Annotated in this window: 13 protein-coding genes; 7 read left to right on the top strand and 6 right to left on the bottom strand. The window is 66.8% G+C overall.

Going from position 1 to position 13,065, the window contains the following annotated elements; all coding sequences use genetic code 11:
* The first annotated feature begins 3 nt into the window (after positions 1-3).
* The 5 genes from KU884_RS14130 to KU884_RS14110 all read left to right on the top strand — a co-directional run bounded on the left by KU884_RS14130 (position 4) and on the right by KU884_RS14110 (position 3,797).
* Positions 4-900, top strand: a complete 897-nt coding sequence (locus tag KU884_RS14130) for an XdhC family protein (RefSeq protein ID WP_167783227.1) — start codon at positions 4-6, stop codon at positions 898-900.
* A complete protein-coding gene (locus KU884_RS14125) occupies positions 897-1,496 on the top strand; it encodes an NTP transferase domain-containing protein (RefSeq protein ID WP_167783226.1) in 600 nt (199 codons plus the stop codon). Before KU884_RS14130 ends, KU884_RS14125 begins: the two co-directional genes overlap by 4 nt.
* Positions 1,493-2,287 carry an XdhC family protein gene (locus tag KU884_RS14120; protein WP_167783225.1) on the top strand — a complete coding sequence of 265 codons (795 nt, stop codon included), beginning with the start codon at positions 1,493-1,495 and terminating at the stop codon, positions 2,285-2,287. Before KU884_RS14125 ends, KU884_RS14120 begins: the two co-directional genes overlap by 4 nt.
* A gap of 17 nt (positions 2,288-2,304) precedes the next feature.
* A complete protein-coding gene (gene sufU / locus KU884_RS14115; protein ID WP_167783224.1) occupies positions 2,305-2,715 on the top strand; it encodes a Fe-S cluster assembly sulfur transfer protein SufU in 411 nt (136 codons plus the stop codon).
* Positions 2,716-2,789: 74 nt separating this feature from the next.
* A complete protein-coding gene (locus KU884_RS14110) occupies positions 2,790-3,797 on the top strand; it encodes a patatin-like phospholipase family protein (protein ID WP_167783223.1) in 1,008 nt (335 codons plus the stop codon).
* Positions 3,798-4,087: 290 nt separating this feature from the next.
* Here KU884_RS14110 and KU884_RS14105 read toward each other — a convergent pair whose 3' ends face one another.
* The 5 genes from KU884_RS14105 to KU884_RS14085 form a co-directional block, all read right to left on the bottom strand.
* A complete protein-coding gene (locus KU884_RS14105) occupies positions 4,088-4,852 on the bottom strand; it encodes a class II aldolase/adducin family protein (protein WP_254432065.1) in 765 nt (254 codons plus the stop codon).
* Between the two features lie 48 nt (positions 4,853-4,900).
* Entirely contained in the window at positions 4,901-6,706 is a 1,806-nt protein-coding gene (locus KU884_RS14100; protein WP_167783222.1) for an acyl-CoA dehydrogenase, read from the bottom strand.
* Between the two features lie 269 nt (positions 6,707-6,975).
* Complete coding sequence (locus tag KU884_RS14095) at positions 6,976-8,127, bottom strand: acyl-CoA dehydrogenase family protein (RefSeq protein ID WP_167783221.1); 1,152 nt, start codon at positions 8,125-8,127, stop codon at positions 6,976-6,978.
* 30 nt (positions 8,128-8,157) lie between these two features.
* A complete protein-coding gene (locus KU884_RS14090) occupies positions 8,158-9,351 on the bottom strand; it encodes an acyl-CoA dehydrogenase family protein (protein ID WP_167783220.1) in 1,194 nt (397 codons plus the stop codon).
* Positions 9,352-9,435: 84 nt separating this feature from the next.
* Complete coding sequence (locus KU884_RS14085; protein WP_167783219.1) at positions 9,436-10,617, bottom strand: acetyl-CoA C-acyltransferase; 1,182 nt, start codon at positions 10,615-10,617, stop codon at positions 9,436-9,438.
* A gap of 241 nt (positions 10,618-10,858) precedes the next feature.
* On the opposite strand from KU884_RS14085, the gene KU884_RS14080 reads away from it, so the two are divergent.
* Positions 10,859-11,317, top strand: coding sequence for a MaoC family dehydratase (locus tag KU884_RS14080; protein WP_167783218.1), 459 nt, complete (start codon positions 10,859-10,861; stop codon positions 11,315-11,317).
* Positions 11,318-11,343: 26 nt separating this feature from the next.
* On the opposite strand, the gene surE is transcribed toward KU884_RS14080, so the two are convergent.
* Entirely contained in the window at positions 11,344-12,135 is a 792-nt protein-coding gene (gene surE, locus KU884_RS14075; protein WP_167783217.1) for a 5'/3'-nucleotidase SurE, read from the bottom strand.
* Positions 12,136-12,274: 139 nt separating this feature from the next.
* Between surE and KU884_RS14070 the strand changes: the two genes are divergently transcribed.
* A complete protein-coding gene (locus tag KU884_RS14070) occupies positions 12,275-13,033 on the top strand; it encodes an SDR family NAD(P)-dependent oxidoreductase (protein ID WP_167783216.1) in 759 nt (252 codons plus the stop codon).
* Positions 13,034-13,065 lie beyond the last annotated feature (32 nt).

The raw sequence follows: 13,065 nt of genomic DNA, 5'->3' as shown, positions 1-13,065 counted from the left end.
CGAATGACACAGTTGCACGACATCTGGAATACGCTCACGCGCCTGCAGGCACAGGGTGAGCCCTGTGCTGTGGTCACCGTGGTGCGGGCGTTGTCACCCACCTCGGGCAAGCCGGGGGACAAGGCCGTGGTGACCGCCGACGGCACCATCCACGGCTGGATCGGCGGCGGCTGCGTGCAGCCGGCGGTCGCGCGGACCGCCCGGGACGTGCTGGCCACCGGGGAACCGCGCTTGATCCGTGTGGCCCCCAGCGAGAGCGAGGAGCGGGGCGAGGAAGGGATTGTCGATTTCAACATGGGGTGTGCCAGCCGCGGCACCCTGGATTTGTTTGTGGAGCCGATGACGGTGGCGCCGGTGCTGCGGATTCATGGCGCGGCACCCACTGCCCGTCATCTTGCGGGGCTGGCTGCACGTGCCGGGTTGGAGGTCCAGGTGCTGGCGCCCGGGACCGAGGCTGGAGACTTTGATGGCGCCACCCGCCACGCCGCTGATCACACGGTTCCCGCCGACTGGCCGGAGCCGCGCTGGGCGGTGGTCGCCACCCAGGGCCAGGGCGACCGTCCGGCCCTGGAATCCGCACTGAGCGGTCCGGCGGAGGCGATTGCCCTGATCGCCAGTCGGCGCAAGGCGGATTCGCTGCTGGCGAGCATGGCCGAGCGGGGGCATGCGGCGGAACGGCTGGCTGCAGTGCACGCGCCGGCGGGACTGGCCATAGGTGCCCGCACGCCGGTGGAGATTGCGCTGGCGGTGCTGGCGCAGGTGGTGCAGTGGCGGCGCGCCGGACTCGGGGAGAGGGCGGCATCGGCGTCCGCCTCCGCGACAGCGGATGCGCCGGCTTCAACGGCGGTGGCAGAGGCCGCCGTCGTTGGCAGTGGCTGCTGCGGAGGCGGCGCATCGTGAGCCGCATCGCCGCCATCCTTCTGGCGGCGGGGGAGTCCCGCCGCATGGGCAGCTGCAACAAGCTTGGGCTCGTGGTTGGCGGTGAGCCAATGCTTACACGCTCTGCCCGCGTCCTGGTGGCTTCGCGGGTGGCCCAGGTCGTGGTGGTGCTCGGTCACGAAGCCGAACTGGCGGCCAGCCTGGTGGCCGACCTGCCTGTGGCAACCACGGTGAATCCCGACTATCGCGAAGGCCAGATGACCTCCGTTCATCACGGCCTGGCGGCGCTGGAAGGCAGCTTTGACGGCGTGCTCATCGCCCTGGCCGACCAGCCGCGACTGGAGCCGGAAGATGTGGATCACCTGATCGACGCCTTCGACGAGCGTCAGGGGCGCTCCATCCTGGTCCCCACCTACGACGGCCGGCGTGGTAACCCGATCCTGCTGGACTGGCAGCATCGCGACGCCATTCTCGCCGGGGAGCGGAATCTCGGCTGCCGGCGGCTCATCGAGCGCCGTCCGGAAGAGGTTCTGGCCGTGCCCATGGCCAACGACCACGTGGTGGTGGACCTGGATACGCCGGCGGACTTGCAACGCATTGAGGAGCGACGAACGTGACCAACCGGGACATTCTCGACGTGCTGGTGGATTTGCGCGACCGCGGCGAGGCCCATGTGGTGGCCACTGTGGTGGGCATTGAGGGGTCGGTTTCCGCCGACAAGGGAGCCAAGGCGGTGTTCGACGCCGACGGCCGCCTGCTTGCGGGCTGGGTGGGCGGCGGTTGTGCCGATAGCGCTGCCTCCGCCGCCGCGCGGGAAGTGCTGACGGCCGGTGAAGGCAAGCTGGTGCCCATCGACATGGACGACGAGATTCTCGGCACCGGCGTTCCCTGCGGCGGCAGCATGCAGGTGTGGGTGGAGCCCATGCTGCCGCGGCCCTCGGTGTGGCTGCTGGGTCAGGGGCGGCTGGTGGAGAGCCTGTGCCGCATGGCCACGGTGAGCGGGTTCGACGTCATCGTCGACGATCCGCGTGCCACCACGGAACGCTTTCCCGACGCCGTGCGAGTATACACTGATGATCTCGACTACAGCCAGTTGCAACCCCGCCGCGACGACTTCGTCGTGGTCGCCACCCAGCACAAGGGTGATCACCACTCCGTGAGCCGGGCCCTGAACGCCGGGGCCGGTTATATTGCCCTGGTGGCGAGCCGCAAGCGCGCCCGCCTGGTGCTGGAGTCCCTTCGCGGAGACGGCTTTACCGGCGAACAACTGGAGGCCGTGGTGGCCCCGGCTGGCCTGGACCTGGGGGGGCGTTCACCCGAGGAGATCGCCCTGGCGATCCTGGGAGAGATGGTCCTGCTGCGCCACGGCGGCACCGGCCAGCGGCTGAAGGACCGCAAACCCTTGTAGCGAGCGGACACCAGACTATGGAAGCCCTGTATCGCGACCAGATCCTGGATCACTACCGGCACCCGCGGAACTACGGACCGGTAGATGATCTTCCCGTCACCGCGGAGGCGGACAACCCCCTGTGCGGGGACCGCATTCGCATGGGCCTGCGGCTCGTGGATGGGCGCATCGAGGAGGTGCGTTTTCATGGACGTGGGTGTGCCGTGTGCATGGCCGCGGCCTCACTGCTCACCGAGCACCTGCCCGGCCTGGATGCCGACACGGTGACCGCCCTTGAGCAGGCTGCCCGCGACGCCCTGGTCGCCGACGCCGGCACCCCGTTGCCCAGCCCGCTGGAAGGCCTGTCCGCCCTGCGCGACCATCCTGCACGTCACCGTTGCCTGCTGTTGCCGCTGGAGGCGTTGCTGGCCGCGTTGCCGCCGGAGTGACACGCGTTCCAGCACCCCTGGGCTGGTCGGTATGATGAGGGCGTGAAAGATCGGCAAGGAGCGGGGGAAGTCAGGTGAACGCATCCGATTCCGAGCGCCCGCGCATTGGTCTCGCCCTGGGCGGCGGGTCCGCCCGTGGCTGGGCCCACGTGGGCGTGATCAAGGCACTGGCCGAGATGGATATCGAGCCCGATCTGGTGGCGGGCACATCGGTGGGGGCCATCGTCGGCGCCATCTACGGCCTGGATGCCCTGGAGGGCTTCGAGGAATGGGTGTTGCGGCTCACCCGCCGGGACATCATCGGCTACATGGATCTGGGGTTCTCTCCGGGCGGCTTCTTCGAGGGCAAGCGCCTGGTACGCACCTTCCACGAGAACTTCGGCGACGCGCAGTTCGAGGATCTGCGTCTGCCCTTCGGCGCCGTGGCCACGGAACTGGATACCGGGCTGGAAGTCTGGATGCGCGAGGGCTCGGTGGCGGAGGCCGTGCGCGCTTCCATGTCGCTGCCGGGCATGTTCACGCCGGTGCACCACAACGGCCGCTGGCTGGTGGACGGTGGTCTGGTGAATCCGGTGCCGGTGTCCCTGTGCCGTGCCATGGGCGCCGAGCGGGTGATTGCCGTGAGCCTGAACGGGGACCTGCTCGGTCGCCACTTCCGTCGTGGCGGCACGGGGTCGCGGCAGCGTGCTGCGGAGCGTTCCGATCCCAACTGGGTGGACCGCCTGGCTGCCGGCATCCGTGCCCACGCCCCGTGGCTGAAAATGCCGCCCATCCCCCAGATGCCGCCACTCCCGCAGATTCCCTATTTCCAGCAGATGGCCCAGTTCAGGCCCGGCGCCCGGGGGACACCGGCAACCGAGCCTGGCCCCGGCCTCATGCAGGTCACCGCCAATTCCATCAACATCATGCAGGACCGCATCACCCGCAGCCGCATGGCCGGCGATCCGCCGGATCTGCTGGTCTCACCCCGACTCGCCCAGATCGGGCTGCTGGAGTTCGACCGCGCAGAGGAAGCCATTGCCGAAGGCGAGGCCAGCATCCGCCGCATGGCGCCGGCACTGAAGGACCTGTTCGAGGAGTAGGAGCGGCGCAAGCCGCGACCCGGGGATGGCGTTGGCGGTGTATCAAGATGCACCCGCCGTGGGCCACGGCCCGGCGCGTCGGCCGGTCCGTAGGGTGCATCTTGATGCACCTTCTCGAGCCTGATCGCTGAAAGGAGGGAGAGCAGCTCGGCAACCGGGCCGATCAAGCCTCCGTGCCGCCTGGATGCCGTTCGTATGCTGTCGCGACTGACGTCGCTCCCACAGGAGAACAGGTGCACATCCCCGTGGGAGCGACGTCAGTCGCGACAGCCGCTCTTTAGATGCCCCGCCTAGTCCCGGAACCCGGGATACAGGTCATCGGCGATGCGGACCAGCCCCGGCCAGGCCAGCTTTCCGGCGCCGCCAAGCATCTGGCCCTGGTCGCGGGTGGTGTCGATGGCCTGCTGCTGAGGCAGATGGTGCGGGCCGTTGCCGGCGCGCACCTGGATCTCGCAGGCGCGGGTGAAGAAGTAGAGGTAGATGAACGCCTCCGGCACGGTCTTGCCTGCAGTGAGCACGCCGTGGTTCCAGAGCATCATGATGTTCTTGTCGCCCATGTCCCGGATCAGGCGCTCGCGCTCGTCCAGGTTCAGCGCCACGCCCTCGTACTCGTGGAAGGCCAGATGGGCCTGGCAGAGCATGGCGGTCTGGCTCAGCGGCTTGAGCCCGCCCTCGGTGGCGGAGACGGCCATGCAGTTGGGCTCGTGCAGGTGCATCACGGCATGGGCGTCGTCCCGGGCCATGTGCACGGCGCTGTGGATGGTGAAGCCCGCCGGATTGATCTTGCCCTTGCCGTCGTCGTCCACGGCGTTGCCGTCCTTGTCCACCTTCACCAGCGAAGAGGCGGTGATCTCGTGGAACAGGTAACCGTAGGGGTTGAGCAGGAAGTGGTGCTCCGGCCCCGGTACGCGGCAGGAGAGATGGGTGAAGATGAGATCATCCCAGCCGAAGTGCGCCACCAGGCGATATGCGGCGGCGAGCTGGACGCGGGCGTCCCACTCCGTGAGGGTGTCGTAGTCCATCTTCAGTGCCGGATCGTCGGCTTTCATGTCCATGGTGCGGTCTCCTCCGTTATGGATTGTCGAGATGCTCCCGCAGCCATCCTATAGCCAGTCGGGGTGTGTGCTCAGGGGCGTGTCTTCCTCCTGCCGCAGCAGGTCCGCCAGGTGGTGGATCTTCGGCAGTTCGGCATTCATGAAGTAGCGGCATGCCGCCAGCTTACCCTGGTAAAAGGCCTGGTCGTCATCGCTGCCCGGTGTGGCCGTCGCGGCGGTGACGCCCTGGCGCAGCCAAAGCCAGGCAATGACGATGTGGCCGAACATCTCCAGATAATAGCTGGCATTGGCCAGGTAGCGCTCCATGTCGCCGGTTTCCGCAACGCCGCCCAGGGTCCGGGTGGTGTCCTCCAGGGTGTCCAGGGCACGGCGCAGCGTCGCGGCCTGGTCGGCCAATTCCTGCGGTCCGTCGCTGTCCACGCCGTCTACCGTGCGGCGCATGGCATCCACCATGCTGCGGAAGGCCTCGCCCCATTCCTGGCGCACCTTGCGGCCGAGCAGGTCCTGGGCCTGGATGCCGTGGGTGCCCTCGTGAATCGGGTTCAGGCGGTTGTCGCGGAAATACTGCTCCACCGGGTACTCCCGGGTGTAGCCGTAGCCGCCCAGGATCTGAATGGCCAGGTCATTGGCCCGGAGGCAGTAGTCCGACGGCCAGGACTTGATAATGGGTGTGAGAATGGCGAGCTGCCGGGCGGCATCCTTGCGCACGGCCGGGTCGGGGTGGGTGCGTTCGTCGTCCACCAGGCGGGCGCCGTAGAGACCGAGCGCCAGGCCGCCTTCCACGTAGCTCTTCTGGGCCAGCAGCATGCGGCGGACGTCGGCGTGTTCCACCAGCAGCCGCTGCGGCGAGGTGGGATCCTTCTCGCCGGGGGCACGACCCTGGCGACGCTCCCGGGCATAGTTGAGCGAGTACAGGTAACCGCCGTAGCCGAGCATGACGGCACCCAGGCCGACGCCGATGCGCGCCTCGTTCATCATGTGGAACATGCACTTGAGGCCGTCGCCGGGCTGGCCCACCAGGTAGCCCACGCAGTCGTCGTTCTCGCCGAAGTTGAGCATGGTGGAGGTGGTGCCGCGGTAGCCCAACTTGTGGATCAGGCCGGCCAGCTTGACGTCGTTGCGCCGGCCCAGGCTGCCGTCGTCGTTCACCAGGTACTTGGGCACGATGAACAGGGAAATGCCCTTCACCCCAGCCGGCGCGTCCGGGAGCCGTGCCAGCACCATGTGCACGATGTTCTCGGAGAGTTCGTGGTCGCCGGCAGAGATCCAGATCTTGTTGCCCTGGAGCCGGTAGGTGCCGTCGTCCTGAGGCACGGCCCGGGTGCGGAGGTCGCCCAGAGAGGAGCCCGCCTGGGGCTCGCTCAGGCACATGGTGCCGAAGAAACGGCCACTGAGCATGTGCGGGGTATAGCGCTCCACCTGTTCCTCGCTGCCATGGGCCAGAATCAGGTTGGCGGCGGCCACGGTCAGGCCCATGTAGGCGAAGGTGCCCACATTGGCGCCCTTGGTGATGGCGGTGCAGGTCTGTGCCACGGTGGCGGGCAGCTGCATGCCGCCGCGCTCGAAGTCCTGGGCCGCGGCGAGGAGGCCGGTGTCGCAGTAGACGTCCAGGGCTTCTTTCACCTCGGGGATGGTGGTGACGGTCTCGCCGTCGAACTCGGGTTCCTGGAGGTCGTTCTTGCGGTTGTGCGGGTAGAGGTAATCCACCGCCACCTTGTGGGCCGTTTCGATGGCGGCGTCGAAGGTCTCGCGGTTGTGCTCGGCAAAGCGTTCGCGCTCGGTGAGCGCCTCGGTGTCGAGCATCTCGTAGAGCAGGAAATCCAGGTCGCGCCGGTTGACGATGGGGCTGGTCATGGTCGTCTCGCGCTGTAGGTGCCAGTGGGTTGTTGAGATCGTGTGTGAACGGCGTCACCCGTGACAGGCCTTATCGTTGCCCTGATGCCTTGGGTCAGGGGCTCGCCGGTCGGGTGATCCGGTCACGGACACGCCGCGAGTACGTCCATGTAGGCTCGTCTCCAGCCGTCCATGGCTGGAGACGGTCCGTGACCGGATCACCCGACCGGCGAGCGAGGCGGCCCCGGCCCCGCCGTAGGAGCGGCGCAAGCCGCGACCGACCACACGCCTTATGCCGTCTCCGGCACCGTCATGTTGGCCGCGAACCGGTCCAGGTGGTAATCGGCATCACCGAACTGGTTGTTGACCATGGCGATGCGCTTGGCGTAGTGCGCCAAGGCGTACTCCTCGGTCATGCCGATACCGCCGTGCAGCTGGATGGACTGCTCGGAGATGAAGCGGCCACCGACGCCCACCTGGTGCTTGGCCACGGAGACCGCATGGCGACGCTCCTCGGCGCTGTCACCGGCCAGCTTGGCCGCGGCCTTCATGGTGGCGGAGCGCGCCTGTTCCAGTTCGATGCGCATTTCCACCATGCGGTGCTGGACCGACTGGAAGGTGCCGATGGGCACGCCGAACTGCTTGCGCTGCTTCAGGTACTCCAGGGTCATGTCGCAGGCCACGGTCATGGCACCCACGGCCTCGGCGCAGACGGCGAAGGCACCGCGGTCCTGGGTGAGCTCGATCAGAGCGGCGGCCTTGCCTTCCGCACCGATCAGGGCGTCTTCGGCCACCTCGACGCCGTCCAGCGTCACGTCGGCTGCATGCAGGCCGTCGATGGTCGGGTAGCCCTGGATGCTTACACCCTTGGCGTCGGCGTCTACCAGGAACAGGCTGATGCCTTCGGCATCCATGGTGTCGCCGCCGGTGCGGGCACTCACCACCAGCTTGTCGGCACTGTCGCCGTGCAGGACCACGGTCTTCTGTCCGCTGAGCTTGTAACCGGAACCGCCGCGCTCGGCGCGGGTGGAGACCTGGTTCACGCTGTAGCGGTTATCCCGCTCGCCGTGGGCGAAGGCCAGGATCAACTCACCGCCAACCATGGGCTCGAGAATCGCTTCTTTCTGCGCGTCGCTGCCGGCGTCCGCGATCAGCTGGCCCGTTGTGGCGACCGTGGCCACATAGGGTTCCAGCACCGGGCCCTTGCCGAAGGCTTCCATGACCAGCATGGTTTCGATGGGGCCGCCGCCGAAGCCGCCGATCTCCTCGGCGAAGGGCACGCCCAGCAGGCCTAGTTCGGCCATCTGATTCCACATCTCCCGGGTGAAGCCACCTGGCGCCTGCATGTAGCCGCGGCGCTGCTCGAATCCGTACTGGTCCTGTACCAGGCGCTCCACCGTGTCCTGGAGCATGCGCTGTTCGTCTGTAAGAGAGAAATCCATCGTTTCCTGCTCCGTAACCGTTGTGTTCGCTCAGAGGCCCAGAATCATCTTGGAGATGATGTTCTTCTGGATCTCGTTGGAACCACCGAAGATGGTGAGCTTGCGGTTGTTGAAATACGTGGGCGCCGAGGACAGTGCATAGTCCGGTGCCACCGCGTCGTCGGTCTCGCCCTGCAGCGCTTTCGGCTGGAAGGGGAGGGCGTACGGACCTACCGCTTCGCGGATGCGGTGGTAGATCTCCTGGCGGATCTCGGTGCCGCGGATCTTGAGCATGGAGGCCTCCGGCCCCGGCGACTGCCCGGATTGCACCGCCGCGGTGACCCGCAGATCGGTCATTTCCAGGGCGTCCAGGTCCATCTCGATGCGGGCGATGGTGGAGCGGAAGGCCGGATCCTCGATCAGCGGGCGACCGTTCTTCTGCTCCTTGCTGGCGACCTGCTTGAGGCGGCGTAGCTCCATCTTGCCCCGGCCCACGCCAGCGATGCCGCTGCGCTCGTGGCCGAGCAGGAACTTGGCGTAGGTCCAGCCCTTGTTCTCCTCGCCAACCAGGTTCTCGGCCGGCACCTCGACGTTGTCGAAAAACACCTCGTTGACCTCGTGGCCGCCGTCCAGCAGCTGGATCGGGCGCACAGAAATCCCGGGCGTGTTCATGTCGATGAGCAGGAACGAGATGCCTTCCTGCTTCTTGGCGTTGGGATCGGTCCGCACCAGGCAGAAGATCCAGTCGGCGTGCTGGCCCAGGGTTGTCCAGGTCTTCTGGCCGTTGACGATGTACTTGTCGCCCTGGCGCTCGGCACGGGTCTTCAGCGAGGCCAGGTCCGAGCCGGCGCCCGGTTCGGAATACCCCTGGCACCACCAGGCGTCCGCGGACAGGATCGGCGGCAGAAAGCGCTCCTTCTGCTCCTCCGAGCCGAAGTTCATGATCACCGGCGCCACCATGGCCAGGCCGAAGGGCAGCAGCGGCGGCGCGCCCGCCAGAGCGGTCTCTTCCTCGAAGATGGACTTCTGCACCGGGGTCCAGCCCGGGCCGCCGTGCTTCTTCGGCCAGCCGGGTGCGGCCCAGCCCTGCTTGTAGAGGATCTTCTGCCACCGGACGAGATCGTCCTTGGTCAGTTCCTTGTGGTTGTGGACCTTATCGCTCAGCTCCCGCGGGAGGTTCTGCTGCAGGAACTCGCGCACTTCCTTGCGGAAGGCCTGTTCCTCGGGGGTGAAATTGATATCCATCGCTGCTTGACTCCAGGCGATTGGTGGAACCGTCAGTTGAGACGCCCCCAGCCAGCCGGCCGGGGGCGGGGATCACTAATGGGCTCAGCAGACCTCGAACAGGCCCGCTGCACCCATGCCGCCGCCGATGCACATGGTGACCACCACGTACTTGACGCCACGGCGCTTGCCTTCGATCAGCGCATGGCCCGCGCAGCGTGCACCGGTCATGCCGAACGGGTGGCCGATGGAGATGGAGCCACCGTTGACGTTGAGGATCTCGTCGGGGATGCCGAGCTGGTCCTTGGAGTAGAGCACCTGCACGGCGAAGGCTTCATTGAGCTCCCACAGACCGATGTCGTCCATCTTCACCCCGGTCCGCTCAAGCAGCCGCGGCACCGCATAGATGGGACCAATCCCCATTTCGTCGGGTTCCAGGCCAGCGACGGCGAAACCGCGGAAGATGCCCAGCGGCTCGATGTTGCGCTGTTCAGCGAGCTTGCTGTCCATGACCACGCAGGCCGAGGCGCCGTCGGAGAGCTGACTGGCGTTGCCGGCGGTGACGTGCTTGTCCGGGCCCATCACCGGCTCCAGTGAGGCCAGGCCCTCCAGTGTGGTGTTGGGACGGTTGCACTCGTCCATCTTGACCGTGCGCTGCTCGGTCCAGGTCTCGCCGGTCTCCTTGTCCTTGAACGCCTGCGTGACGTCCATGGGCACGATCTCGTCGTCGAAATAGCCCTTTTCCTGGGCGGCGGCGGTGCGCTGCTGACTGCGCAGGGCGTACTCGTCCTGGTACTCCCGCGAGACGCCGTAGCGCTGGGCGACGATGTCCGCCGTCTCGATCATGGAGTAGTAGATCTCGGGCTTGTGTTCCTTGAGCCACTCGTTGTGCAGGTTGTTCTTGTTGAGGTTGGCCTGGGTCAGGCTGATGGATTCCACCCCGCCGGCGGCCATCACCGGCACCTTGTCCACCAGCACGCGCTGCGCGGCCATGGCGATGGTCTGCAGGCCGGAGCTGCAAAAGCGGTTCACGGTGGTGCCGCCGGTGGTGATGGGCATGCCGGCCCGCAGCGCAATCTGCCGGGCAATGTTGTGGCCCGTGGCGCCCTCGGGCAGGCCGCAGCCCATGATCACGTCTTCGACTTCACCGGGTTCCACGCCGGCGCGCTGCACCGCATGCTTGAGCGCATGCGCGCCCATGTCGGCGCCGTGGGTCATGTTGAAGGCGCCACGGAACGACTTGCCCAGCGGCGTACGGGCGGTGGATACAATCACAGCGTCGGACATGGTCAACTCCTCGTCGGGTTCTGAGTTCTTCACTACCACAGGGATCCGCCCGGCGATGGCCGTGGGCGGCGGTCAATCGGTGTCCAACCCGTTGTTGTGCATAGCAACAAACGTCGGCTGGCTGCTTCACGTCAAGTGTGCTTCAGTATAGGGTGTTCCTCGATTGATGCAAAATTTTAAAATAGCATTTCGCATAGCGGAATATTGCTCCCGGGAACACCACCGACTTGAGGGGACAACTGTGCTGGTCGTTGACGGAATTGAAGAAGTGCGCTCGCTCGCCGGGCGGGATCTGGGTGCCAGTGACTGGGTGCTGGTGGACCAGGAGCGGATCAATGCCTTTGCCGAGGCCACCGGAGATCACCAGTGGATCCACGTGGACCCGGCCCGCTGCCGGGCCGAGTCGCCCTATGGCACCACCATCGCCCACGGTTTTCTCACCATTTCCCTGTTACCCATGCTGGCGGCGCAGGTGCTGGAGATTCGCAATATCAGCGCGCGCCTGAACTACGGGCTGAACAAGCTGCGCTTCACCGGTCCCGTGCCGGCCGGGTCCCGCGTGCGCCTGCAGCAGAAGATCAAGGACGTGCAGGACCGGGACGACGGCAGCGTGCAGATGACCGGCGAGGTGGTCATCGAGGTGGAAGGCGTCGACAAGCCCGCCTGCGTGGCCGAATCCGTGAGCATCGTTCTGCCGTGACCCGGGCGGGCGAACCGCTGTCGTGGTCAGCCGGCCGGCGCCGTGGCGTCCAGCCGTTGCGCCAGCAGGGCTTCGCTGCGCGTGTCGTTGCGCTCCAGGCTCAGGGGCGAGATGCCGATGCAGTCCCGGCGCAGCGCGGCCACGTCGGAGTCCGGGTCCGTGACCACCGAGGACTCGTGCTGGAAGGCGAACCAGTAGTAGGGCTTGTCGCGGGTATCCACCCGCGCCTCTACCCGCGCACTGGCGATGGAACCCCGGGCCTGGCGGCAGATGGTGCGGCCACGGACCGCCTCCGGCGGCACCGCCGGGAAGTTCACGTTGAAGCACAGCGCGGCATCCCGGTCCAGCTCCAGCAGGCCACGGATGATCTCCGGAGCATGGCGGCGTGCCGTGTGCCAGGGCGGCGGCTCGGGGCTGCGGAAGGCCTGACTCAGGGCGACCGCCGGCAGGCCCATGACCAGTGCCGTCATGGCGGCGCCGATGGTGCCGGAGTAAGCCACGGAGTCACTCACGTTGGCGCCGCGATTGACGCCGGAGAGCACCAGATCGGGCAGGGCGTCTTGCATCAGGTGCTGACTGGCCATGATCACGCAGTCGCTGGGTGTGCCACTGACGGCGAAGCGGCGTTCGGCCAGCTGCCGACAGCGGATCGGCTCGTGCAGGCTGACGCTGTGGGAACTGCCGCTCTGGTCACGCTCCGGCGCGACCACCCATACCTCGTCGGCCAGGGTTTCGGCCACATCCACGAGACAGGACAGGCCGTCGGCGTCGACGCCGTCATCGTTGGTCAGCAGGACACGCGACAGGGGCTTGCTCATGAATCCGCTCCTCGGGTTTGCCGTGCAAAGGCGGCCCATTATGCGCGGCAGCGGGGTGGCACTCCACCGGCGCTCCTGATTCACGGCAATCGGACCACACCACATACGACTCGAATCCAATAGAGGAGGACGAACCGCCATGATCGATCTCAAGGGGAAAGTTGCGCTGATCACCGGCTCCAGCCGCGGCATTGGCAAGGCCATTGCCGAGCAGTACGCCGCCCACGGTGCCCGGGTGGTGATCTCCAGCCGCAAGGCCGAGGCCTGCGAGCAGGTGGCCAGGGAGCTCACGGACCAGGGCTTTGAAGCCATCGCCGTGCCTTGCCACATCGGCGACAAGGGCGAACTGCAGAAGCTGGTGGACGCCACCATGAAGCAGTGGGGGCGCATCGACGTGCTCGTGGCCAATGCCGCCACCAACCCGGTGTACGGGACCATGGCCGAGCTCTCTGACGAAGCCTACGACAAGATCATGAACACCAACGTCAAGAGCACCTGGCAGCTGTGCAACATGGTGCTGCCGCAGATGGCCGAACGGGGTGACGGTGCGGTGATCCTGCTTTCCAGTATCGCCGCCCTGCGTGGCAACACCGTGATCGGCTGCTACGGCATGTCCAAGGCCGCCGAGGCAGCGTTGGCGCGCAACCTGGCGCTGGAGTGGGGGCCGCACAACATCCGCATCAACTCCATCGCCCCCGGACTGGTCAAGACGGACTTTGCCAAGGCATTGTGGGAAGATCCCGAGCGCCTCAAGCGCGTCGAGAACCAGACGCCGCTGCGCCGGATCGGCGAGCCGGACGACATCGCCGGCGTGGCGCTGTTCCTGGGTTCGCGCATGGGCGCCTACGTCACGGGGCAGACCATCGTGGCCGACGGCGGTGAGACCGTCTCCGCCTGAGCCATACGAGAGACCATCTACGGGGACACCAA

This window comes from Aquisalimonas sp. 2447, assembly GCF_012044895.1.
Lineage (GTDB): Bacteria > Pseudomonadota > Gammaproteobacteria > Nitrococcales > Aquisalimonadaceae > Aquisalimonas.
The sequence above is the reverse complement of the archived record's forward strand: the minus strand, read 5'-3'. Positions and strand labels throughout refer to the sequence as shown.